Genomic DNA, 23,054 nt, shown 5'->3' on the forward strand with positions numbered 1-23,054 from the left:
GTGTTGGCCGGACGCTTACGTTGCAATGACGTCTGCGATAATGCAATTCTGAATAAGGTTTGTACCCTCTGGCTTCTTCAGGAAGGGGTATGTTATGCAGGTAATAACGCATTCATGAGAGGGGCATAGTCTCCTCCCCTCAATCCTTTGAGGGAGGGACTTTATGGGTTGCCTTAAGGACGACTTTATTTAAAAGGTAGCTGGCAGGCAGAAGAAGCACGATTACCAAAATGGGGGCAATGTTTTTGTGAAAATGCAGGTGTTCAACCAGTGCGTTCAGCAGCAGAGCTCCAAGAAGGTATTGCACCAAGTAGATGGTGGGGTAAATCATCATCCCGCCCCAAGACTGTTCTACTTTGAAGACTATTTTTGAGTTGAAGAAATAAGCAAAAACTATCCCGGCCGTATAAGCGATGGCATAAGCTATTTGATAGTTGGTCAAGTAACTCAAAAAAAGATAAAAGCAGTAAGTAAGCCCGGTATTGAGCCCCCCGCCGACTAAGAAACTCAGCCATCGACGGACTCGCGGGGTGTATGTCAGTCTGGTCACGAGGCGCTTTTTTTCGATGTCAGCTTGGTGAACTCAGAATAGTCCCTAATGTAATCTTCGGCCTCGTAATAATCCGAGGTGAAGACCAATAATACGGCGTCTTCTGAGTACTTGTATTGAATGCCCCAGGTAAGTGGTGGTAAGTAGATACCCTTGTTCGGGGCGTCCAGAAGAACTTCCGCGCGGCTGGTTCCGTCGTCAACCACCACGGCACAACTGCCTTTGACGCAAATCAGAAATTGGTGGCATTTGTGGTGTGCGTGTTCGCCACGGGTTTTCTGGCTTGGCACATTGAATACAAGAAAATAGCGTTTGGGGGTGAAAGGGATATCGTTTTGAAACTCGCCGACTGATAGATCGCCTCGCATGTCTGCGATGTATTTGAACGTGTGAGTTGTCACATTGCCAACTCCGATCCTGATGACCGCGTCGCTCTGTTCTTCTGCTTTAGGTATCGCTGTCTTGGATGCATCACTGGATGCAGCGTTTTCCACGTAACCGGTAATTCTTGCGGGCGAACCGGTAACGATGGCATACGGGGGCACTGATTTTGTGACGACCGCGCCGGCACCAACCATGGCGCCAGTACCGATTGTCACCCCAGGCAGAATGACTGCGCCGCCGCCGATGGATGCTCCGTCCTGTATGACGGTTTGGGAGAACGAATCCGGATACACCTTGGATCGCGGGAACTTGTCATTGGTAAATGTGGCATTAGGGCCAATGAATACGTCAGAGCCGATTCTCAGGCCATCCCATACGTAGACGCCGGATTTGATCGTGGTGCGATCACCAATGATCACGTCGTTTTCGATTAAGCAATGCGAGCAGACGTTCACATCGTCACCGATGACTGCGTCGGGGAAAATCACTACGTATTGCCATACGCGGGTATTTTTTCCAATGCGTTTGCTCTTTACATCAGCACTGGCGTGGATGAGGTTATTAGTCAATTGAGCTCTCCTTGTTATTGAGCTTCATGCACACAATGGCCAGTGGCCTTTGCTTGCTGTTTTCGTAGGCGCGCCAGGCGTAAGTGCCTATCAGGCCCAGTCCGAGCAAATTGAGTGTTCCCAGCATAAGAACCACGACCATGGTTGCGGCGTAGCCCGGAACCTGAATGACGCCAGAAATGCGGGCGACGATGACCATCAAGCCAACGAGCAGGGAAACGAGCGAGCCCAAGGTTCCAATACGAATCAGCAATCTGATGGGATAGTCGGTGAACGCAAAGATACTATCCATCATGTACTCGAGCTTCTTTTTAAACGTCCACGCGGATTTTCCTTCCAGGCGGATCTGACGCTCGTACTCAATGAACTTTCTTCGGAAGCCCAGCCAAAAAATCAGTGCTATCAGGGAGGAGCGAGATTCGTTAAGTTGCAGCAATTGTTCGCGAAACGCTTTGTTGCAGCCAAAGATATCCACGCCGCCCTTGGGCATGTCATGCACGACCAGGCGACGGTAGAGGCCCCAAAAAATCGATGATGCCAAGCGGCTCGGCAACGGATCTTTTCGAGCGTTACGAGTTCCGATTGCAACATCGCACTCGTCGTTGGAAAGGGATTTGAAGAGGCTGATCAGCAGTTCAGGTGGTTCCTGCAAATCCGCCGCCATTACTCCAAAGTAATTCCCTGTCGCCGCCATCAAGCCGGTTCGTATGGCCGGAAACGAGCCAAAGTTTCGTGAGTGCGCAAGTAGCTGCGCTGAGAAGCTCATTGTACCCAGTGCGTTTTTGAGCATTCCGAAGGAGTTATCAGGGCTGCCGTCTACCACGAAAACCACTTCGAGCTTGTTATCGAGGCGCTCGTTCATGTCCGTCAAGGCCTGGATCAAACGAGGGATCGATTCAGAGTTCTTGTAGACCGGGACGATAACGGAATAGCTCATGCAGCCCATCCATTGACGGCGGCAATGACGTTACTGACTTCTTCGTCGGTCATTTCCGGGTAGCAGGGTAGGGTTAGAATCATTGTCGCAAGGTGTTCGGTGTTTTCAAGTGAAAAGTCGGCGAACCGCTGGCCAAACACCGGCTGTTTATAGTCGGGGATCGGGTAGTGCACGTCCGATGCGATTTTGGCTTCGCGCAAATGTAACTGCAGAGCGTCTCTTTTAGCCGACTGGATGACATACAAGTGAGCAACCGATGCTACGCCCTGGTCTTGCGGGTGTTGAATTTCGCTGTGGTGGATTTCGGTACGATACCGCGCAGCAATCTGGCGACGGCGCTCGTTCCCCACGTCGAGCTGAGGAAGGAACTCCAGCAGGATAGCAGCCTGCATTTCATCCAGGCGGCTGTTTCGAGCACCGTCTAGCTCAACGCAGTACTTTGACGACCACCCGTACTGACGTAGCTGGGCCACACGCTGGGCAATGGCGGTAGAATTGGTCACAACCGCACCGCCATCACCGAGGGCACCCAGATTTTTTGTGGGGTAAAAGCTGAAGCTGGAAGCATCGCCAAAGGTGCCGACACGCTTGCCGTTCCGTTTGGCGCCATGGGCTTGTGCGCAATCTTCCAGAAGGGCAATTTTTTTCGCTGCGCAGAAGGTCGCGATTTCCTGAATCTCTGGGATTGCCAAACCATACAGGTGCGTGACGACTACCGCTTTGGCGCCAGAGGCGATAGCGTTTTTCACGCTCGCGAGTGTCACAACCTGTGTATCCAGTTCGACGTCCATGAACAGCGGGGTCGCACCAATCGCCATGATCGAGGTGGTGGTATACATGCCAGCGTTTGCGACGGTTGCCACCTGGTCATTTTTCTGGACGCCCAGAGCCTTCAACGCCAACTCGATTGCATCGGTGCCGTTGGCCACGGTGACACAATGACCGGCGTTCAAATATTCAGCGAAAGCAGCTTCGAAACGTTTGACCTCTGGCCCCAAAATTACCCAACCGCTGGCGACGACTCGTTGAATCGACGCATTAATCTGAGTCTGGAACTTGTTGATCTTCGCCGCTAGGTTGTTGATTTGTTGCATGGGTGCTCTCCATTTCGAAGCAAAAAAGCGTGTTAGTTATGATTTTTGACGGCGTTAACCGAAGTTCGCATATGAAGGGAAGAGCCATCGCTCACTTAGGTGACTGCTCCATTCCTTTTTTCGCACGGATTCTATCCCTCCCATGAGCTAGCTCCAACCAGCGAAGCGCAAATAGGGACCAATGCTATGCCGTTCGTTGATTTCGGCACAGGGAAAACTAGTCGCGACGGGCTGCGAAGTGGCTAACTTTTAGGTAATTCAATAAACTGCTGCTCGCACGAATTTCTCTGTTACACATCCTTCATGATCAGCGCTGTCTGCTGTTGCGATCATTATCTCCCGATCACATCCGCTGTGGCCTATGCGCTGACGTCTATACGTATCCCAAAGGGTCGCCAATGAGTTCCAAGACATTCCTCGTTACCGGGGGCAGCGGTTTTGTGGGGCGGGCGTTGATCAACCGATTGGCGTTGATACCGGGATCTACGGTGATCGCGCCTGTCAGGAATGTGGCCACGAATTTTCCTGATGGGGTTCGTTCAATACCCTTCACAAACCTCGATGCGGTGTTCAATTGGAGTGACGCACTAAGGGGTGTTGACGTTGTTGTTCATTCCGCCGCGCGGGTTCATGTCATGGATGATGTCTCGGCTGCCCCGCTGACCGCATTTCGCAAGGTGAATGTCGATGGCACGTTGAATCTGGCACGTCAGGCGGCAGCCGCTGGGGTTAGAAGACTCATTTACATCAGTTCCATAAAAGTGAACGGAGAGGGGGCTACAGGAGGCGAGGCGTATACCGCCGACGATACGCCTTCCCCCGTTGATTCCTATGGGATCTCAAAACTTGAGGCAGAGCTTGCCTTGCAGGCGTTGGCGGTTTCCACAGGCATGGAGGTGGTCATCATCCGCCCCGTGTTGGTCTATGGCCCCGACGTCAAAGCCAACTTTCTCAGCATGATGCGCTGGTTGTACCGTGGTGTTCCCTTGCCATTTGGCGCTGTCCACAATCGCCGCAGTCTCGTCGCCATAGATAATCTGGTGGATTTTATCGTGACCTGTTCCGACCACCCAGCGGCCGCCAATCAAGTGTTCCTGGTCAGTGATGGCGAAGACGTATCGACCACGCAGTTACTGCGAAAGTTGGCACATGCCTTGGGTAAACCGGCCAGATTGTTACCGATACCGGCGGGGCTCATGAGTGGCGCCGCCTCATTACTTGGTCAGCAAGACCTGGCAGACCGGATTCTCGGATCCTTGCAGGTTGATATCAGCAAAAACCGCCAATTATTAGGCTGGGAACCTCCGGTCTCTCTCGATAAAGCCTTGGGCCTAACGGCGCAACATTTTCTGGATTCGCGCAAATCATGAGTTATGGCTGGTTTATCCCTGTCATCGTTGTTGTGTCTTTTTCCCTTACCTGGGTTCTACGTCGGTACGCTCTGTCGCGCAGCCTTATGGATGTTCCCAACGCCCGCAGCTCTCACTCGGTTCCCACTCCTCGGGGCGGAGGAGTGGCAATTGTTCTCGCATTTACCTTGGCACTGTTCATGCTCTTGTTTGCGGGGTTGATGACGTTCCAAGCGTTTCTGGCCATTGCTGGCGCCGGTGCCCTGATTGCCGTTATCGGATTCATGGATGACCACGGACACATCGCTGCCCGTTGGCGTTTGCTGGGACATTTTGTTGCGTCGATATGGTTGTTGTTCTGGCTCGGTGGCTTGCCCGTCGTTGAAGTTGCGGGAGGTACTTTCGATCTGGGATGGATCGGCCATGTGTTAGCGGCCTTTTATCTGGTATGGCTGCTCAACCTTTACAACTTCATGGACGGTATCGATGGGATTGCCAGTGTCGAGGCTATTTGCGTTTGTCTCGGGGCTTGCCTGCTGTCTTGGTTAAGCGGAGCGGTGGACTTGATTTGGGCTCCGTTGTTGTTGGCCGTTTCCGTGGCTGGTTTCCTTTTCTGGAACTTCCCCCCGGCGAAGATATTCATGGGGGATGCCGGTAGTGGTTTCCTGGGAGTTGTGCTTGGGGGACTCTCACTGCAAGCGGCGTGGGTTTCGGGAGACTTCCTGTGGGGATGGTTGATTTTACTTGGGGTTTTTATCGTTGATGCGACGTTCACGCTGTTTCGCCGTTTGCTGCGGGGCGACAAGGTCTATCAAGCGCACCGAAGTCACGCTTACCAATTCGCCTCTCGTCGGTTTGGCAGCCACTTAAACGTCACAATGGCGGTGGGCGCGATCAATTTGCTTTGGTTGTTGCCTATAGCTTTGGGTGTCACTCGAATGGGCATGAATTCAATTCTGGGATTGATTCTGGCCTATGCTCCATTAGTTGCGCTGGCAATCAAGTTTCACGCGGGAGAGCTTGAAGAGCCTGCGGAAAAAACCGAATAACAGCTCTGTCATTCAGGTTTTAAAGTGGATGAGATGCGCTTATAAGGTTCCACTACATTGATACGGCGGGTAAGGGAGAAAGCGGAGGTGAATGAACGGTTCATGGACAAGATCAGAGCTCTACTTGTTGGGCTACCCCGACGTCGCAAGCGGCTGATACAGGTTGCCACAGATATCGTTCTGGTCTGGGTTGCTCTGTGGTTGGCGTTCATCGTCCGTCTGGGGATCGATGATATGTACAACCCCTTCAAAGTCCACTTATGGCTGTTTGTCAGCGCTCCCGTCGTTGCCATTCCCCTTTTCATCAGGTTTGGCATGTACCGTGCGGTCATGCGTTATTTCGGTAATGACGCGCTGATTGCGATTATCAAAGCGGTCAGTCTTTCCTCTCTGATTCTTGCGCTCGTGGTCTATTGGTACAGCAATCACGAAACCGTAGTCCCGCGCTCCATCGTCTTCAACTACTGGTGGCTCAGTCTTGTCATTATTGGCGGGTTGCGTCTGTGTATGCGCCAGTACTTTATGGGGGATTGGTTCGCCGGTGCTCACCATGTGCCTTTTACCAGTCGCGATGACGGCCTCACCAAGGTCGCGATCTACGGCGCGGGCGTGGCTGGCAATCAACTGGTCGCGGCGTTGCGCATGGGGCGGGTCATGCGGCCTGTGGCGTTCATCGATGATGATCCGAGTATTGCGGATCGTTCGATTGCCGGCCTGCAAGTTTACAAACCCAAGCACATCCAACAGATGATCGATGAATCAGGTGCAAAGGAAATTCTTCTGGCCCTGCCGTCATCCACTCGCGCACGACGGCGTGAAATCCTGACGTTCCTGGAGCATTACCCGCTCCACATCCGCAGCGTTCCTAACTTCACCGACCTGGCCAGCGGACGGGTGAAGGTCGAAGACATTCAGGAAGTGGACATCGCGGACTTGCTGGGACGGGATTCAGTGCCCGCACAACCGGACTTGCTCGAACGTTGCATTAAAGGCAAGACCGTCATGGTGACGGGGGCGGGTGGGTCAATCGGTTCGGAACTCTGCCGGCAGATTTTTGCGCTTGGCCCGACCACGCTTTTGCTGTTCGATCACAGTGAATTCAACCTCTACAGCATTCTCTCAGAGCTTGAACAGCGCATTTGTCGAGAGTCGATTCCTGTGCAGTTGCTGCCGATACTTGGCTCCGTCCGTCACCCGCACAAGCTGTTGGATGTCATGAAAACCTGGGGCGTAGACACCGTCTATCACGCCGCCGCGTATAAACACGTGCCCATGGTCGAGCACAACATCGCAGAAGGGGTGTTGAACAACGTAATCGGTACGCTCAACACCGCGCAGGCAGCGCTGCAGTCCGGGGTCTCCAATTTTGTGCTGATCTCCACCGACAAAGCGGTTCGCCCCACCAATGTGATGGGCAGCACCAAACGCCTCGCCGAATTAACGCTTCAGGCATTGAGCAAGGAAATCGCGCCGGTCTTGTTCGGCGACAAAGCCAATGTGTCCCGGGTCAACAAGACTCGATTCACCATGGTTCGCTTCGGCAACGTGCTGGGTTCCTCCGGTTCGGTGATTCCGCTGTTTCACAGCCAGATCAAGTCTGGTGGGCCATTGACGGTTACTCACCCCAAAATCACCCGTTATTTCATGACCATTCCTGAAGCCGCGCAATTGGTAATCCAGGCGGGTTCCATGGGGCAGGGTGGTGATGTGTTCGTGCTCGACATGGGCGAGCCGGTGAAGATCGTCGAACTGGCGGAGAAGATGATCCATCTCTCCGGGTTGAGCATTCGCTCGGAGAAAAACCTGCAAGGCGACATCTCCATTGAGTTCACCGGGCTGCGACCCGGCGAGAAGCTTTATGAAGAGCTGTTGATCGGCGACAACGTATCAGCCACTGAACATCCGATGATCATGAGCGCCAGCGAAGATCACCTTCCATGGGATGTGCTCAAGGGACGTTTGACGGATTTGCTGATGGCCGTCGAGCAGGATGATTACACGCGCGTGCGTCAATTACTGCGCGATACCGTCAGCGGCTACACCCCCGACGGCGACATCGTTGACTGGATCTACCAGCAGCGCCGCCTCGAACCCTGATTGTTTCACATCCTGTAACGGACACATTTTTGACAGGCTCCATTCATCGCCTAAGTTTGGGAGGCAGCTTCGGAAAAGCTGCTTTCTCAATCGATGTCATGGAGCGTCATTTATGCGTACTGGCTTTTTCAACTCCCTGGTTTTTGCCCTGCTCACTAGCGTCTCAATTGCCGCCGTTTCGGCCCCTTCAGTGACGCCGGAGTCGAACCATGCTCCTGCGGCAGCGCAGGCTTCGGCAAATGCGCCATCGGGCAAAGTCGATCTCAATGGTGCCGATGCTTCAACGCTGCAAAAAGAGCTCTCGGGTATTGGCGAAGCGAAAGCCAAGGCGATTGTTGCGTATCGTGAAACCAATGGACCGTTCGCATCGGTGGATGAGCTGCTGGAGGTGAAGGGGATTGGCAAGGCGATCCTGGATCGCAATCGCGAGAAGCTGGAAGTGAACTAAGCTGATTGTTCAACGCCAAGGGGCCGGTCATTGACCGGCCTTTTTGCATTCCGGCGAACGCTGCGAGGTGATGCCTTCCGTCGGCACTTGAAAAATTATGGCTATCATATGTCGATTAAATTATGCCTATAATTAATTCGTTTCCGTCGACTCGGCCCGAGAATCAGAGGCCGGTCCATTCCTCACGAATCTCCCAGGAGCTCAGCCATGAATTCTGTCCAGTCCCAAGGTACGGCCCTCGTCACCGGCGCTTCTTCCGGTATCGGGGCGATTTACGCGCAGCGTTTGGCGGCGCGGGGTTTTGATCTGTTGTTGGTTGCCCGTGATCAGCAACGGCTGGAGGAGGCGGCGAGCAAGCTCAGCGCCGAGCATGGTGTTCAGGTCGAAGTGCTGAAGGCAGATCTGACGCAAAAGGATGACGTGCTCAAAATCGAGCAGCGTCTGCGCAGTGACTCAAGCATCAGCCTGCTGCTGAACAATGCCGGTGTGGCGGCGGACGGTTTGTTGGGCAATGCCGATACCGATCAGCTTGATCAACTGATTCAGTTGAACGTCACGGCGGTCACGCGACTGGCCGCAGCAGCCGCAGCCAGTTTTGCCAAGGCAGGACGTGGAACGATCATCAACATTGCATCGGTGGTGGCGTTGTTTCCTGAGCGCTTCAACGCGACCTACAGTGCCAGCAAGGCGTACGTATTGAGCCTGACCCAATCCTTGAACGCCGAACTCGACGGCACCGGAGTCAAAATCCAGGCCGTGTTGCCAGGCGTAACCCGCACGGAAATCTGGGAACGTTCTGGTATCGACGCTTCACAGATTCCGGCCGACATGGTCATGGAAGCGGGGGAGATGGTCGACGCCGCGCTGTCAGGGTTGGACCAGGGTGAGTTGATCACCATTCCTTCGTTGCCGGATGCCGCCGACTGGGACGCCTTCGTGGCCGCGCGTCATGTCCTGGCGCCAAACCTTTCCAAAAGCAAAGCCGCCGCGCGTTACAAATAAAACGCCAGACATCGGCATGAGGAAGTTGCGGTATGAGTGATCGTCGAGTGGTTGTAACGGGTATGGGGCTGGTGTCTCCGCTGGGTAGCGGGGTCGAGGCTGTCTGGTCGCGTCTGTTGGCGGGACGTTCCGGGTTGCGAAATTTGCCGGACGAAGTGGTAGCTGATCTACCGGCCAAGGTCGGCGGCGCTGTTCCGACAATAAATGACGACCCGGAGGCCGGGTTTGATCCGGATCGGGCGACGCCACCCAAAGAGCAGAAGAAGATGGATCGCTTTATTCTGTTCGCCATGGAAGCGGCGCGTCAGGCGCTGGAGCAAGCCGGTTGGCAGGCACAAAACGCCGGTGACCAGGAGCGCACGGCCACCATTATCGGGTCTGGCGTCGGTGGTTTCGGTGCGATTGCCGACGCGGTGCGCACCACCGACAGCCGTGGCCCGCGGCGTTTGTCGCCGTTCACCATTCCATCGTTTCTGGTCAACCTGGCAGCGGGGCATGTGTCGATCCAGCACGGTTTCAAAGGCCCGTTGGGTGCGCCGGTGACAGCCTGCGCGGCCGGGGTTCAGGCGATTGGCGATGCGGCGCGACTGATTCGTTCCGGCGAAGCAGACATCGCGGTTTGTGGCGGCGCGGAAGCGGCGATCGATCGCGTCAGCCTCGCCGGGTTTGCTGCCGCTCGCGCGTTGTCGAGCGCTTTCAACGAAACACCGGAGCGTGCCTCGCGGCCGTTCGACCGTGATCGTGATGGCTTTGTCATGGGCGAGGGTTCGGGTCTGCTGGTGATCGAATCACTTGAACATGCCTTGGCTCGTGGCGCGCAGCCGCTGGCGGAATTGGTCGGATACGGCACCAGCGCCGACGCTTATCACCTCACCGCAGGTCCGGAGGATGGCAGCGGTGCCCGCCGGGCCATGTCGCTGGCGTTGGCTCAGGCCGGGATTTCACCGGAACAGGTTCAGCATCTGAATGCGCATGCAACCTCAACCCCGGTGGGTGACCTTGGGGAGTTGGCGGCGATCAAGTCGCTGTTTGGAGCGGATAACAAGATTGCGGTGACATCGACCAAATCGGCAACCGGGCATCTGCTCGGCGCGGCCGGCGGCATCGAGGCGATCTTCACGTTGTTGGCAATCAGGGATCAGATCGTGCCGGCAACCCTGAACTTCGATAACCCGGACCCCGCCGCCCAAGGCGTGGACATCGTTCATGGCCAGGCTCGACCAATGGCTATCGAGTACGCACTGTCCAACGGCTTCGGGTTTGGTGGTGTCAATGCCAGCGTGTTGTTCAAACGCTGGAACGGCTAATCCTGGGACTGGTTCAGGTGAGTGCGGGTAACGTCGAGAATCTGCTCGGCCAACTCGGGATTCTCGACGCTGCGTGAAAGCAGCAGTGCCCCCACCAGTGTCGACATGATGACAATGCTGCGGTCCACGGTGTTTTCACCATCCAGCGCGGCTTGTATTTGTTGAAGCCGCGCGTTGAGCACCACGTCGGAAGTCGGACTCGGTTGCCCGCGCATGCCGAGTTCCGATGACATGGTCAGCAGCGGGCATCCTTCATGGGGCGAGGTCTGGTGCCATTCAGATAAATAGGCATTGATGAACGCTTCCAGCGGGCGATCCTGGGCGAACAGCTCGGCGCAAACTCCAGCGACTTGATCGCCTGCGGCCTGCAAGGCCTTTTCCACCAGTTCATCCTTGGACTTGAAGTGCGAGTAAAAACCACCGTGAGTCAAACCCAGCGCTTTCATCAACGGTTGCAGGCCCGTCGCGCCGATACCGTCCCGGCGAAAGCGCTCTGAAGCCTCCTTGATGATGCGTTGGTGGGTCTGGGCTTTATGGTCCTGCGAGTAACGCATCTGAAATCTCCACATCAATGCCGCCATATTAACCAATGGAAATTGGATGGTGACTGTACTTCTACTTCTAAAAAGCATGCAGATGCGTCGAACTTGAATGAAACACTCGTAAAGCCTGGCATGAATAGTGATTACTCGATCATTGACGATTGTTGAACAATCCTGAGGCGAGGAGCATTGCAGCGGATGCCAACCCCACTTTCCCACCACTGATCAAGGATTTGTGCCATGTACAAAGACTATCCGGCGGCCTATCAAGTCAGCAAAGGCTCGGCCTTGCAGGTCGACAAGGCGTTCTACGAGCGGGTGCGCGATGCGAAGGACGGTCGCACTTTGATCGAGTCTTTCGAAGTACCGATTCGTACGGGCCGTGCCTGGAAGGTGCCGGCCGGGCATGTGTTCCGCGTGACCACGCCGGTGGGGCCGCAGGTGGGTGACTTCAACGTCTGGAACGCCAATGATCCACGCGAACGCTTGTGGGCCGCGCGGACTCGCCAGCTACAGGGCGCGCACGTCAGCACCCATGACCGGCTCTGGTCTAACCTGCCGTTTTTACGGCCCTTGGTGACCATCACCGATGACAGCCTGGCCGGTTACGGCATCGACGAACATGGTGGTCGCCTGCACGACCTGCTCGGCACGCGTTGCGATCCTTATGTGAACAAAATGCTCACCGGTGAAGATTTCCATCATCACTGCCACTCCAATCTGACCCGCGCCGTGCTGCCCCACGGCCTGACCGAGTTTGACGTGCACGACGTGCTGAATATTTTCCAGTGCACGGGCCTGAACCACGACGACATGTACTTCATGAAAGCCTGTCCGGCGCAGAAGGGTGACTACCTGGAATTTTTTGCCGAGATTGATCTGCTGTGCGCGCTGTCGACCTGTCCGGGGGGTGACTTGTCGCTGGCCATGTGGGGGCCGGATGCACAGGATCCGTTGAGCGTGTGTCGGCCGTTGGGGGTGGAGATTTATCGCTTGGACGATTCTTTGCTGGACGGTTGGAGCCAGCCTGAGCGAGCGGCCTACAAGGGGCTGCATGGCTTGCACATCGCCAAGGCGGATTGGGAAAAGTAGAAGTGAAAAACCCCTGTCATTCGCTATGGATGACAGGGGTTCGTGTCAGCGGTCCTGCGCATCCTTGGCATCCGCTTCCGCATTGCGTTCCGCCACGCGTCGACGTTGTTCTTCGGTCAGATCAACCTTGGTGGCAGTGTCGCGCAGCATCATCAAACCGCCAACGATGGAGCCGATCGCAACGATCAAAATCAACCAGGCATACCAGGGCATAGGGCTCTCCTTAAGGGCAGGCCGATTGGCGGATTTCGCCAATCGATCGTGCATACCACTTCGAGCGATTAATTTTCGCAGTGGTTCCATTCTATGCCCGATCCGCCATCAACACCGTACAACCTTGTAGGAGCTGCCGCAGGCTGCGATCTTTTGACTTTGATTAATCAAGATCAAAAGATCGCAGCCTGCGGCAGCTCCTACAGTGGGTAAATTTAAAGCCCGGTCAGCATCGCATCCGCCGGCGCATCGGCACGCAACTGCGCGGTGAGCATGAAATACACGAAACCCGCCGCCATGAAGCCGAGGAAGATCAGCCCGATCAGCATGTTGAACCAGGCCATGGCCACCAGGCACACCACCGCCAGCACCAGAGCAATGAACGGCACCAGCGGGTAGCACGGCGCGCGGAAGGTGCGTTCCAGGTTCGGTTCGGTTTTACGCAGCTTGAACAGGCTGAGCATGCTCATGATGTACATGACGATGGCGCCGAACACCGCCATGGTGATCATCGCTGCGGTCAGCGTCATGCCGCCGAGGTTGATCAGACCATCGCTGTAAATCGCAGCGATGCCGATCACGCCACCGGCAATGATCGCCCGGTGCGGGGTCTGGAAGCGGGACAGTTTGGCCAGGGACGCCGGCAGGTAACCGGCGCGGGCGAGGGCGAAGAATTGTCGCGAATAACCAAGAATGATCCCGTGGAAACTCGCCACCAGCCCGAACAGGCCGATCCACACCAACATATGCAACCAGCCGGAGCTTTCGCCGACCACGGTTTTCATCGCCTGCGGCAGCGGATCGTTGATGTTCGACAGCGTGCGCCAGTCGCCGACGCCACCGGCAAAGAACATCACGCCCATCGCCAGCAGCACCAAAGTCAGGATGCCGCTGATGTAGGCTTTGGGAATCGTGCGTTTCGGATCCTTGGCTTCTTCGGCGGCCATGGCGGCACCTTCGATCGCAAGGAAGAACCAGATGGCGAAAGGGATCGCCGCGAACATCCCGGCAATTGCCGGTGCGCCGAACACGTCTGAGCCGGCCCAGCCATTGAGCGCGAAATTACTGAAACTGAACGCAGGCGCGACCACGCCCATGAACACCAGCAATTCAGCCACCGCCAGCACGCAGACCACCAGTTCGAACGTCGCCGCGAGTTTCACCCCGAGGATGTTCAAGCCCATGAACACGATGTAGGCACCCACCGCCGCGTGTTTGGGATCGAGTGCCGGGAATTGCACGTTGAGGTAGGCGCCAATGGCCAGGGCGATGGCCGGCGGGGCGAAGACGAATTCGATCAGTGTTGCCAGCCCGGCGATCAATCCGCCTTTCTCGCCAAAGGCGCGGCGGCTGTAGGCAAAGGGGCCGCCGGCATGGGGAATCGCGGTCGTCAGTTCGGTGAAACTGAAGATGAAGCAGGTGTACATGGTGGCGACCATGAACGAGGTCACCAGAAAGCCCAATGTCCCGGCCACGCCCCAGCCGTAACTCCAGCCGAAGTACTCCCCGGAAATCACCAGCCCGACCGCAATGCCCCATAGGTGCAGCGTGCCCAGCGTGGGTTTGAGTTGTGTGTTCATGCGTTTGCTCCCTGAACGGTTTGGACAGCTCGGGGGAGGGCGTTTGCAGTGGGCGTGCCAGTGTTGTGATGGCGGTCGTAAAGCACGAAAGAGTGTCGTTTCGGGGATGTTCGGCGCTGGATGTGCATTTTTTGTGCGCCAGTTGGGGGCAGGGTTGTCTGATATGCCGCCATCGCGGGCAAGCCCGCTCCCACAGTGGAATGCGTTTGCTCAGGCACTTCAAAAACCTGTGGGAGCGGGCTTGCCCGCGATAACGCTGGTCCAGGCACCGCTGTAACGCCCGCATAAACCCACTCTTTACGCTTTCTTTATTCCCCGCCACACCCCTCGATCTCGCTCCTTTACAGCCTCCCTGTCGACAATGCCTCCACACGCGGCAATACGCCGTAACACGGAGAACTTCCATGAGCGTTCTGGATGGAGTGTCACTGCTGCTGGCAGTGGGGCTGTTCATTTATCTGTTGGTTGCGCTGTTGCGCGCGGACCGGAACTAAGGAGCGGCTATGCACAGTTATGACTATTGGCTGATCCTCGCGTTTTTTGCGGTGGTATTGGTCCCGGCGCCGTTCCTCGGGCGCTTCTACTACAAGGTCATGGAAGGGCAGCGCACCTGGCTGACGCCGATCCTCGGTCCGGTGGAGCGTGGCTGTTATCGGGTGGCCGGCGTTGATCCACAGGCTGAACAGAGCTGGCAGAAATACACCCTGGCTTTGCTCGCCTTTAACCTCGCGGGTTTTTTGTTGTTGTTTGCGATCCTGCTGTTTCAGGATTACTTGCCGCTGAACCCGCAAAACCTGCCGGGCCAGGAGTGGACGCAAGCGTTCAACACCGCCGTCAGCTTCATGACCAACACTAACTGGCAGTCCTACAGCGGTGAAGCGACCCTCAGCTACCTGAGTCAGATGGTCGGCCTCACCGTGCAGAACTTCGTCAGCGCCGCCACCGGCCTTGCTGTGTTGGTTGCGCTGTGTCGCGGCATCGGTCGCAAATCCACCCAGACCCTCGGCAACTTCTGGGTCGACATGACGCGCGCCACCCTGTACGGCCTGCTGCCGCTGTGCCTGTTGCTGGCGTTGTATCTGGTCTGGCAGGGCGTGCCGCAAACCTTCGCACAATACGTGAGTGCCGTGACCCTGCAAGGTGTTGATCAGGTGATCCCGCTCGGCCCGGCCGCCAGCCAGATTGCGATCAAACAACTGGGCACCAACGGCGGTGGCTTCTTCGGCGTCAACTCGGCGCATCCGTTCGAGAACCCGACCGCCTGGAGCAACCTGTTCGAAGTCGCTTCGATCATCCTGATCCCGGTGGCGCTGGTGTTCACCTTCGGCCACTACGTCAAGGACCTGCGTCAGAGCCGCGCGATCATCGCCTGCATGCTGGCGCTGTTCCTGATCGGCGGCGCGACCTCGCTGTGGGCTGAATACCAACCTAACCCGACCTTGAATAACGCCGCTGTCGAACAAACCGCGCCGCTGGAAGGCAAGGAAGCGCGCTTCGGCACCACCGCCACCGTGCTGTGGTCGGTGACTACCACGGCGGCGTCCAACGGTTCGGTCAATGGCATGCACGACAGCCTCAACCCGCTGAGCGGCATGGTCGCGCTGGTCAACATGATGGTCGGCGAAGTGATCTTCGGCGGCGTCGGTGCGGGGCTCTACGGGATGTTGCTCAACGTGTTGATCGCGGTGTTCCTCGCCGGACTGATGATCGGCCGCACCCCGGAATACCTCGGCAAGAAACTCCAGGCCAGGGAAGTGCAATTGCTGGTGGTGACCTTACTGGTGATGCCGGTGGGTGTGCTGGTGCTCGGCGCGATAGCCGCAAGCCTGCCCGGCCCGGTGGCCTCAGTGAGCAACCCCGGCGCCCACGGTTTCAGTCAGTTGCTTTATGCCTACACCTCAGCCAGTGCCAACAACGGTTCCGCGTTCGGTGGATTCGGCGCCAATACGCCGTTCCACAACCTGATGCTGGGCCTGGGCATGTTGATCGGGCGCTTCGGCTACATCCTCCCGGTACTGGCCCTCGCCGGCAGCCTGGCAATGAAGAAAACCGCACCGATCAGCCAGAACAGCTTCCCGACCCACGGCCCGCTGTTCGTGACCCTGCTGACCGTGACCATTTTGCTGGTGGGTGGTTTGACCTTCCTGCCGACGCTGGCGCTGGGTCCGATTGCTGAACATCTGAGTTTGGGCTTCTAAGGAGCTGATGATGAATATGCCCGCAACTAAAGCCGCCGTCGTCAAGGCGCCGGAACAACCGAAAACCGCGATCTCGGCCCTCTGGCGCCCGGCGCTGGTACAAGCCTTCGTCAAGCTCGACCCACGACAATTGCAGCGAGCACCAGTGATGCTGGTGGTCGAACTGACCGCGATCCTGACCACCGTGCTGTGCTTCATTCCCGATACGGCGGTGCCAACCTTCGTCGCTGCGCAAATCGCCCTGTGGCTGTGGTTCACCGTGCTGTTCGCCAACTTCGCTGAAGCCTTGGCCGAAGGTCGCGGCAAGGCCCGCGCCGACAGCCTCAAGGCCGGCAGCGAAGGTTTGAGCGCCCGCCGCAAAACCGGCAACGGTGCCTTTCAAGTCGTACCGGCCACCAGCCTGCGCAAGGGCGATGTGGTGCGCGTCGAAGCGGGGGAGATGATCCCCGGCGACGGCGAGGTGATCGAAGGTATCGCCGCGGTCAACGAAGCGGCGATCACCGGTGAATCCGCGCCGGTGATCCGTGAGTCCGGCGGCGATCGTTCGGCCGTCACCGGCAACACCCGACTGGTGTCCGACTGGCTGCTGGTGAAGATCACCGCCGATCCCGGCGAGTCGACCCTGGACCGCATGATCGCGTTGGTCGAAGGCGCCAAGCGCCAGAAAACCCCGAACGAAGTGGCGCTCGACATTCTGCTGATTGGCCTGACTTTGATCTTCCTGCTGGTGGTCGTCACCCTGCAACCGTTCGCCCACTTCGCCAACGGCAGCCTGCCGCTGGTGTTCCTGGTGGCGTTATTGGTCACGCTGATTCCGACCACCATCGGCGGGTTGTTGTCGGCGATCGGTATCGCCGGGATGGATCGCCTGGTGCGCCTGAATGTGATCGCCAAATCCGGTCGCGCCGTGGAAGCGGCAGGGGACGTGCACGTGCTGCTGCTGGACAAGACCGGCACCATCACCTTCGGTAACCGTCGTTGCACGGCGGTGTATGCCGCGCCGGGCGTGACTGCCAAGGAACTGGCCGAGGGCGCGTTGTTCGCTTCCCTGGCTGATGACACCGCCGAAGGCAAGTCCATTGTCGAGTACCTGCGTGGCCTTCATCCGCAGCCTGAGCCGTCCACCGAGTTGCTGACAGCCGTACCGTTCAGCGCTGAAACCCGCCTGTCCGGTGTCGACTATCAAGGTCGCGTCTACCGCAAAGGCGCGGTGGATTCGTTGCTGGCTTTCGTCGGCCTGAAACGTGCTGATCTGGCCCCGGCCCTGTCCCGTGAAATCGACAAGATCGCCCAGAGCGGCGGCACTCCGTTGCTGGTCTGTGCGGACGGAAAATTGGTCGGTGCGATCCACCTCAAAGACGTGGTCAAACCCGGTATCCGCGAGCGTTTCGCCGAGTTGCGCAAGCTTGGGATTCGTACGGTCATGGTCACCGGCGACAACCCGCTGACCGCCGCGGCGATTGCCGCCGAGGCGGGCGTGGACGACGTGCTGGCCGAAGCCACGCCAGAGAAAAAACTGGCGCGCATTCGTCACGAGCAAAACGACGGTCGCCTGGTTGCCATGTGCGGTGACGGCGCCAACGATGCCCCGGCCCTGGCCCAGGCTGACGTCGGCATGGCAATGAACGACGGCACACAAGCCGCTCGCGAAGCGGCGAACATGGTCGACCTCGACAGCGACCCGACCAAGTTGCTGGACGTGGTGCAGATTGGCAAGGAGTTGCTGGTGACCCGTGGTGCACTGACCACGTTCTCCATCGCCAACGACATCGCCAAGTACTTCGCGATCCTGCCGGCACTGTTCGCCGCGATTTATCCGCAACTGGGCGTATTGAACGTCATGCACCTGAGCAGTCCGCAGAGCGCGATTCTCTCGGCCATCGTGTTCAACGCCTTGATCATCGTGGTGCTGATTCCATTGGCGCTGCGTGGCGTGCGAGTGCAAGCGGCGAGTGCGGCGGCGTTGTTGCGACGCAATCTGCTGATCTACGGCTTGGGCGGGATTCTGGTGCCGTTCGTGGGCATCAAGGCGATCGACATGCTGTTGACGGCGTTGCATCTGGTTTGACCGGTAGCTGGGGAGGGGCTTTTTGTGGCGAGGGAGCTTGCTCCCGCTGGGCTGCGTAGCAGCCCCAATCCAGACACCGCATATGTTCAGACGCACCCCATTCACCAGGTTGGCGACTGCTTCGCAGCCGAGCGGGAGCAAGCTCCCTCGCCACAGGTGATGTGTTGTTTTTTACCGAATTCGAGGATTTTGAAATGTCCACAATGATACGTCCGGCCTTGAGCCTGTTGGTCTTGATGACCCTGATCACCGGCGTCGCTTACCCGTTGGTGGTCACCGGCGTGGCCCAGGTTGCGTTCCCCGATCAAGCCAACGGCAGCCTGGTCCACGATGCCGCTGGCAAGGTCCGCGGGTCGTCGCTGATTGCCCAGGATTTCGTCGGTGACGCCTGGTTCCACCCACGGCCATCGGCCGGTGCCTTTGCCACGGTGTCGAGCAGCGCGAGTAACTTGTCGCCGAGCAACCCGGCGCTGGCGACTCGGGTGATCGACGATGCCAACAAACTGCTGGTGCCCGCTCAGGGGCCAGTGCCACTCGCACTGATCACCACCTCCGGCAGCGGCCTCGATCCACACTTGCCACCGGCGGCGATTGCCTATCAACTGGCGCGTGTCGCGGCGGCGCGTAATGTGCCGGTGGCAACACTCCAGAATCTGTTGGATGCGCACATCGAGCAGCCGCTGGTGGGGCCTCCGGTGGTGAATGTGCTTGAGTTGAACCAGGCACTGGAAAAATTGTAAATCCGTGGCACCGCCAATCGCGGGCAAGCCCGCTCCCACAGTGATCTATGGTGGTCATAAATTTTTCATCGACCATAGCCTCTTGTGGGAGCGGGCTTGCCCGCGATGGCGATAGAACAATCACCACATCAACATCTGAATAAGCGAGCTTCAAGCATGAGCAATTCCGGCCGCGCCGACGCGCTGTTAGCAGACCTGCCCCGCGATGGCCGAGGCCGGCTCAAGGTTTTCCTCGGTGCCGCCCCCGGTGTCGGCAAGACCTACGCCATGCTGCAAGCCGCCCACAGCCAGTTGCGCCAGGGTGTGAAAGTCATCGCAGGTGTCGTCGAGACCCACGGCCGCGCCGAAACCGAAGCCCTGCTCGGCGGCTTGCCGCAGCAGCCGTTGGTGCGCTCGGAATACCGTGGCGTGATGCTCGAAGAAATGGACCTCGACGGCCTGCTCGCGGCCAAACCGAAACTGGTGCTGGTAGACGAACTGGCCCACAGCAACGCCCCCGGCAGTCGCCACGCCAAACGCTGGCAAGACATTCAGGAACTGCTCGCCGCCGGCATCGACGTGTTCACCACCGTCAACGTCCAGCATCTGGAAAGCCTCAACGACCAGGTGCGCGGTATCACCGGCGTGCAAGTGCGCGAAACCCTGCCTGACTGGGTGCTGCAAGAAGCCTATGAACTGCTGCTGATCGACCTGCCACCGCGCGAACTGCTGGAGCGTCTGCGCGACGGCAAGGTCTATGTGCCGGAGCAGGCGCGGGCGGCGATCGATGCGTTTTTTACCCAGACCAACCTCACTGCACTGCGTGAACTGGCGATGCAAGCCGCAGCGGCCCAGGTCGATAACGACTTGGCCCAGGGTTATCGACAGCTCGGTCAGGCCGCGCCAGCGGTGCGTGGTCGCTTGCTGGTGGGTGTCGATGGCGATGCCCAGGCCGAGCGCCTGGTGCGTCACGCCAGCCGCGTCGCCCAGCGTCGGCACCTGCCGTGGAGCCTGGTGCATGTGGACAACGGCAGCGTGCGCGACGAGCAATCGCGCCTGCGCCTGCAAAGCGCTCAGCAACTGGCCGAACGCCTCGGCGGCGAAGTGGTGTTGCTCCGCGCTGGAGAAGTAGCGAAAACCTTGATCCAGCACGCCGCCGAACGCCGCGCCAGCCTGGTGCTGGTCGGCCAGTCGCGGCAGCGGTTGCGTCGACGTTTGTTTGGTGGCGGCTTGGCGTCGCGCTTGCTTCGCGATGCGCGCGGGCTGGAAATCAACGTCCTCGACAGTGACGAAGAAAAACATCAACCACGCCAACGTCAGACGCATGCGCTGGTCTGGTTCGACTACGCGCTTGCAGTCGTGGCAACGATTTTGGCCAGTGCTTTGGCCTGGGCAGTGGCGAGTGTTTTGCCACTGCCGAACATCTCGCTGGTGTTCCTCGCCGCCGTGTTGCTGGTGGCGGTGCGTAGCAGCCTCGGCCCGGCACTGGCCTGTGCCGCGCTGTCGTTCCTGACCTACGATTTTTTGTTCATCCCGCCGAATTTTTCGTTCAGCATCCAGCGCGAAGAAGACGTGCTGACCTTGCTGTTCTTCTTGCTGATGGCGGCCCTCACCGGCAACCTCGCGGCACGCCAGCGCCGACAATTGCAGGCCTTGCGCGACACCCAGGAAGAAACCACCGAACTGCTCGACCTGTCGCGCAAACTCACCGCCGCCACTGACCGTCAGGCAGTGGTCAGCGCCGCTGCCCAGCACCTTGATGGCTGGAGTGACCTGCAACTGTGCCTGCTCAATCGCGATGGTCCTGGTGGCTGGAAAGTCGAAACCGGTGGCCCGCTGGAATTCACCGAAGCCGAACGCGCTGCGGCCGATTGGGCCTGGCAACATGATCAACCGGCAGGCGCCGGCACCGGTACGCTGCCGTTCGGCCGTTGGTGGTGGTGGCCGTTGTCAGTGGAAGACGGACCGCTGGCGTTGCTCGGCGTGTGCGCGAAAGAAGGTCAAACCTTGAGCGGCCAGCGTCGCCGTTTGTTGACCGCGTTGAGTCAACCACTGGCCCAGGCACTGGCCCGGGCGCAACTGGCGGACGATCTGGAAGCGGCACGCCTGCATGGCGAAACCGAGCAACTGCGCAGTGCCTTGCTGGCCTCGGTGTCCCACGATTTGCGCACGCCGCTGACCTCCATGCGTGGCAGCATCGACAGCCTGCTGGCCCTCGGTGAGGCGATCCCGCTGGAGGACCGCCGCGAACTGCTTGAAGGCACCCGCGATGAAGCCGAGCGCCTCGACCGCTACATTCAAAATCTGCTGGACATGACTCGCCTGGGGCACGGCGCATTGAAGCTGTCGCGGGACTGGGTGTCGCCCGCCGACATCGTCGGCAGTACGCTCAATCGCTTGCGCGCGGTGTTGTCATCGTTGCAGGTCAGCACCGAAGTGCCGACGGAGTTGCCGCTGCTGTTCGTCCATGCTGCGCTGATCGAACAGGCATTGATCAACGTCGTGGAAAACGCCGCACGTTTCTCGCCATCTCACGGGCGCCTGCAATTGCGTGCTGGCGCCGATGACAAAGAGTTGTTTTTCTCGGTGAGTGACGAAGGGCCGGGGATTCCGGAAGCGGAGCGGGCGAAGATTTTTGACATGTTCTACACCGCCGCTCGTGGTGATCGTGGCGGGCAGGGCACCGGCCTGGGGCTGGCGATCTGTCAGGGCATGGTCGGCGCCCATGGCGGGCGGATCAGCGTCGCTGACGGCATCGAGGGGCGCGGCACCTGTATCACCTTGCACCTACCCTTGCAGGAACAGCCGGCCTTTGAAAATTAAGGTTCTCCATACATCCCATGTAGGAGCCGGCTTGCTGGCGATGGCCGTTAACGATGACGCGTAGGGTCTGGAAAAACGCGGCGCATCCATCGCCAGCAAGCCGGCTCCTGCGGACCATTTGCGAACCAAAATTGAGCGTTGAAAGTGAAGCCTGATACCCTTTGGAGCTTTCCCAGTTGCGACCGGAAACCATGAGCCAGACCGCGACCATTTTGGTCATCGACGATGAACCGCAAATCCGCAAATTCCTGCGCATCAGCCTCGCTTCCCAAGGCTACAAAGTGCTGGAGGCGGGCACCGGTGCTGAAGGTCTGGCCCAGGCCGCGCTGAACAAGCCGGATCTGCTGGTACTCGACCTCGGTTTGCCGGACATGGACGGCCAACAAGTGCTCAGCGAGTTTCGCGAGTGGTCGACGGTGCCGGTGCTGGTACTTTCGGTTCGGGCCTCGGAAGGGCAGAAGGTCGAAGCCCTGGACGGCGGCGCAAACGACTACGTGACCAAGCCGTTCGGCATTCAGGAATTCCTGGCGCGGATTCGTGCGTTGTTGCGCCAGGCGCCGGTGGGTGAGGCACAACAAGCGGCGCTGACTTTCGGCCCGCTGACGGTGGACCTGGCCTATCGCCGGGTGTTGCTCGATGGCACCGAAGTCGCGTTGACCCGCAAGGAATACGCGGTGCTGGCGCAACTGGCGCGGCATCCGGGGCGTGTCATCACCCAGCAACAATTACTCAAGGATATTTGGGGGCCGACCCACACCGAGGACAGTCATTACCTGCGAATTGTAGTTGGGCATTTGCGCCAGAAACTGGCGGATGACCCGACCGCGCCGCGGTTTATCGTGACCGAGGCAGGGGTTGGGTATCGGTTGTTGAGTGAGGCCGGGCTTTAGGTTTGTGTGGTCCGGGCGGACGCCATCGCTGGCAAGCCAGCTCCCACAGGATCTGAGGTGTGCACAAATGTTGGGCTCACCTCAAAATCTGTGGGAGATTCTATGTTTGGGGGGAACCCCCAAACATAGAATTTGGCTTGTAT

At 58.2% G+C, this 23,054-nt stretch carries 20 protein-coding genes; 13 read left to right on the forward strand and 7 right to left on the reverse strand.

The window, feature by feature from the left end; all coding sequences use genetic code 11:
- Positions 1-139 precede the first annotated feature (139 nt).
- Genes NL64_RS26780 through NL64_RS26795 form a run of 4 tightly spaced genes read right to left on the reverse strand, consistent with a single transcriptional unit; the run spans position 140 to position 3,534 of the window.
- On the reverse strand, positions 140-550 hold the full coding sequence (locus NL64_RS26780) for a GtrA family protein (protein ID WP_253277116.1): 411 nt from the start codon (positions 548-550) through the stop codon (positions 140-142).
- Positions 547-1,503, reverse strand: coding sequence for a WxcM-like domain-containing protein (locus NL64_RS30915; protein ID WP_034151078.1), 957 nt, complete (start codon positions 1,501-1,503; stop codon positions 547-549). Before NL64_RS30915 ends, NL64_RS26780 begins: the two co-directional genes overlap by 4 nt.
- The gene (locus tag NL64_RS26790; protein WP_034151079.1) at positions 1,496-2,440 is read right to left on the reverse strand and encodes a glycosyltransferase family 2 protein; all 945 of its coding nucleotides are present in this window, start codon (positions 2,438-2,440) and stop codon (positions 1,496-1,498) included. Before NL64_RS26790 ends, NL64_RS30915 begins: the two co-directional genes overlap by 8 nt.
- Positions 2,437-3,534, reverse strand: a complete 1,098-nt coding sequence (locus tag NL64_RS26795) for a DegT/DnrJ/EryC1/StrS family aminotransferase (protein WP_034151080.1) — start codon at positions 3,532-3,534, stop codon at positions 2,437-2,439. The genes NL64_RS26790 and NL64_RS26795 overlap by 4 nt, the downstream gene beginning before the upstream one ends.
- 398 nt (positions 3,535-3,932) lie before the next feature.
- On the opposite strand from NL64_RS26795, the gene NL64_RS26800 reads away from it, so the two are divergent.
- The 6 genes from NL64_RS26800 (at position 3,933) to fabF (ending at position 10,786) form a co-directional block, all read left to right on the forward strand.
- The gene (locus NL64_RS26800; RefSeq protein ID WP_034151081.1) at positions 3,933-4,904 is read left to right on the forward strand and encodes a UDP-glucose 4-epimerase family protein; all 972 of its coding nucleotides are present in this window, start codon (positions 3,933-3,935) and stop codon (positions 4,902-4,904) included.
- Positions 4,901-5,932, forward strand: coding sequence for an MraY family glycosyltransferase (locus NL64_RS26805; RefSeq protein ID WP_034151082.1), 1,032 nt, complete (start codon positions 4,901-4,903; stop codon positions 5,930-5,932). The genes NL64_RS26800 and NL64_RS26805 overlap by 4 nt, the downstream gene beginning before the upstream one ends.
- Positions 5,933-6,034: 102 nt before the next feature.
- A complete protein-coding gene (locus NL64_RS26810; RefSeq protein ID WP_034151083.1) occupies positions 6,035-8,029 on the forward strand; it encodes a polysaccharide biosynthesis protein in 1,995 nt (664 codons plus the stop codon).
- 112 nt (positions 8,030-8,141) lie between these two features.
- Positions 8,142-8,477 carry a ComEA family DNA-binding protein gene (locus tag NL64_RS26815; RefSeq protein ID WP_034151084.1) on the forward strand — a complete coding sequence of 112 codons (336 nt, stop codon included), beginning with the start codon at positions 8,142-8,144 and terminating at the stop codon, positions 8,475-8,477.
- 207 nt (positions 8,478-8,684) lie between these two features.
- Entirely contained in the window at positions 8,685-9,479 is a 795-nt protein-coding gene (locus NL64_RS26820; RefSeq protein WP_034151085.1) for an SDR family NAD(P)-dependent oxidoreductase, read from the forward strand.
- A gap of 32 nt (positions 9,480-9,511) precedes the next feature.
- A complete protein-coding gene (gene fabF / locus NL64_RS26825) occupies positions 9,512-10,786 on the forward strand; it encodes a beta-ketoacyl-ACP synthase II (protein WP_034151086.1) in 1,275 nt (424 codons plus the stop codon).
- Here the strand turns inward: fabF and NL64_RS26830 are convergent.
- Positions 10,783-11,340 (reverse strand): TetR/AcrR family transcriptional regulator, encoded by a 558-nt coding sequence (locus NL64_RS26830; protein WP_034151087.1) that lies wholly within the window; start codon positions 11,338-11,340, stop codon positions 10,783-10,785. The genes fabF and NL64_RS26830 overlap by 4 nt on opposite strands.
- Positions 11,341-11,568: 228 nt before the next feature.
- Between NL64_RS26830 and NL64_RS26835 the strand changes: the two genes are divergently transcribed.
- The gene (locus NL64_RS26835; protein WP_034151088.1) at positions 11,569-12,420 is read left to right on the forward strand and encodes an urea carboxylase-associated family protein; all 852 of its coding nucleotides are present in this window, start codon (positions 11,569-11,571) and stop codon (positions 12,418-12,420) included.
- 45 nt (positions 12,421-12,465) lie between these two features.
- On the opposite strand, the gene NL64_RS29885 is transcribed toward NL64_RS26835, so the two are convergent.
- Both NL64_RS29885 and eat read right to left on the reverse strand, forming a co-directional pair.
- Positions 12,466-12,633, reverse strand: a complete 168-nt coding sequence (locus tag NL64_RS29885; RefSeq protein ID WP_080758146.1) for a DUF2897 family protein — start codon at positions 12,631-12,633, stop codon at positions 12,466-12,468.
- 215 nt (positions 12,634-12,848) lie between these two features.
- Positions 12,849-14,213, reverse strand: coding sequence for an ethanolamine permease (gene eat, locus NL64_RS26840; RefSeq protein ID WP_034151089.1), 1,365 nt, complete (start codon positions 14,211-14,213; stop codon positions 12,849-12,851).
- 404 nt (positions 14,214-14,617) lie between these two features.
- Here eat and kdpF point away from each other — a divergent pair, with 404 nt between their 5' ends.
- The 6 genes from kdpF to NL64_RS26865 all read left to right on the forward strand — a co-directional run bounded on the left by kdpF (position 14,618) and on the right by NL64_RS26865 (position 22,911).
- Positions 14,618-14,707 (forward strand): K(+)-transporting ATPase subunit F, encoded by a 90-nt coding sequence (gene kdpF / locus NL64_RS29890; RefSeq protein WP_007899818.1) that lies wholly within the window; start codon positions 14,618-14,620, stop codon positions 14,705-14,707.
- A gap of 9 nt (positions 14,708-14,716) precedes the next feature.
- Positions 14,717-16,411: a potassium-transporting ATPase subunit KdpA gene (gene kdpA, locus NL64_RS26845; RefSeq protein ID WP_034151090.1), complete on the forward strand. Its 1,695-nt coding sequence runs from the start codon at positions 14,717-14,719 to the stop codon at positions 16,409-16,411.
- 10 nt (positions 16,412-16,421) lie between these two features.
- A complete protein-coding gene (gene kdpB / locus NL64_RS26850) occupies positions 16,422-18,479 on the forward strand; it encodes a potassium-transporting ATPase subunit KdpB (protein ID WP_034151091.1) in 2,058 nt (685 codons plus the stop codon).
- Positions 18,480-18,673: 194 nt separating this feature from the next.
- Positions 18,674-19,219 carry a potassium-transporting ATPase subunit KdpC gene (kdpC, locus tag NL64_RS26855; RefSeq protein WP_034151095.1) on the forward strand — a complete coding sequence of 182 codons (546 nt, stop codon included), beginning with the start codon at positions 18,674-18,676 and terminating at the stop codon, positions 19,217-19,219.
- A gap of 156 nt (positions 19,220-19,375) precedes the next feature.
- The gene (locus tag NL64_RS26860; RefSeq protein ID WP_034151092.1) at positions 19,376-22,021 is read left to right on the forward strand and encodes a sensor histidine kinase; all 2,646 of its coding nucleotides are present in this window, start codon (positions 19,376-19,378) and stop codon (positions 22,019-22,021) included.
- Between the two features lie 191 nt (positions 22,022-22,212).
- Complete coding sequence (locus tag NL64_RS26865; protein WP_034151093.1) at positions 22,213-22,911, forward strand: response regulator; 699 nt, start codon at positions 22,213-22,215, stop codon at positions 22,909-22,911.
- The last annotated feature ends 143 nt before the right edge of the window (positions 22,912-23,054 follow it).

It is taken from the genome of Pseudomonas fluorescens, from assembly GCF_000802965.1.
In the GTDB taxonomy this organism is placed as follows: domain Bacteria; phylum Pseudomonadota; class Gammaproteobacteria; order Pseudomonadales; family Pseudomonadaceae; genus Aquipseudomonas; species Aquipseudomonas fluorescens_A.